The following is a 616-nucleotide window of genomic DNA, read 5'->3' on the forward strand; positions in this document are numbered from 1 at the left end:
TAAGAAAAACAGCCTGTTTTATGGGTTCCAAATGCATTACCTAATGCTTTAAAAACGCTTAGAGTTAATTACAGGAGCTCGTTTTTTAATTGAATTTGGCTGTTAGAGTAATTCTACAGGCTCGTTATGCTGCAAGGACGGTTATGCGAAAACTCATAGTATTGTGCCTTTTTTTATCAAATTCCTGCTTTGCTGTAGAGCAAGTTAAATATTGTCCTGATTTCAAGCCGAAATCATGGGAGCAGATGAAAGAATCAGAGTTCTCTAAAGAAGCTGCAAAAGAACAGTTAAGATTATTGAATCAATACTTTAATGGTGAAATAGAAGTTGCGGAAGAGTTTTTATATCAAGCAAATATAATTCTAGAAGGCTCATTCCTTAAAAACGAGTTACTATACTGGCAAAAACAACCAGAAGGTTATGAAGCAGCAAGACAACGCTTTTGTAAATTTTTAGAAAAAAAGGCTTGGCTAGTGCATTAATTGCAGCATAACAACACGCCCTGAGGTGGACAACTAGTAAAATTTAGCTATTTATTGCAAATTTTAACAGCGGCGAACCTCTTCTTTTTAGTGCTTCTAAATATGTTGATTCGTTGTAAGGTGTATGTGTCTTC

General features: G+C 35.1%; 1 protein-coding gene. It reads left to right on the forward strand.

The window, feature by feature from the left end:
• Positions 1 to 143: 143 nt before the first annotated feature.
• A complete protein-coding gene (locus HH219_RS21715; protein ID WP_169328615.1) occupies positions 144 to 482 on the forward strand; it encodes a hypothetical protein in 339 nt (112 codons plus the stop codon).
• The last annotated feature ends 134 nt before the right edge of the window (positions 483 to 616 follow it).

The organism is Pseudoalteromonas sp. NEC-BIFX-2020_015 (assembly GCF_012952265.1).
GTDB classification, from domain to species: Bacteria; Pseudomonadota; Gammaproteobacteria; order Enterobacterales; family Alteromonadaceae; genus Pseudoalteromonas; species Pseudoalteromonas neustonica.

Coding starts and splice junctions, on each gene's coding strand:
- HH219_RS21715 (WP_169328615.1), top strand. CDS start 144: ATGCGAAAACTCATAGTATTGTGCCTTTTTTTATCAAATTCCTGCTTT.